Annotated in this window: 1 protein-coding gene; it reads right to left on the reverse strand. The window is 48.1% G+C overall.

Annotated features, from left to right (window positions below; all coding sequences use genetic code 11):
* Nucleotides 1-241: hypothetical protein (locus ACFVYJ_RS13910; protein WP_463255472.1), on the reverse strand; the 241-nt coding region annotated here is incomplete at both ends.

Here is a 241-nt window from a genome sequence, read left to right on the forward strand (position 1 = left end):
TCCGGCACAGGATTTACACGCCAGACATGCCATAATCGTTTCATGTACTTCATGGGAAAAGTAATATTCACCATGGCGTTTTTTCAGGGTGTTTTTAATCCGTTGTGGCAGGCGGATCAAACCAAAACCACGCTTGGCACGCTCACTTTCCAGTGCAAGATTACTGCCCTTCTGCTCCATCAGGAGTAGCCATTCACGGATCAGGGATGAAAGACCCTTGGGGGAGTTAATAAGCTGACGG

Origin of the sequence: Pontibacter sp. JAM-7, from assembly GCF_048548695.2 — a bacterium.
In the GTDB taxonomy this organism is placed as follows: domain Bacteria; phylum Pseudomonadota; class Gammaproteobacteria; order Pseudomonadales; family Balneatricaceae; genus Neptuniibacter.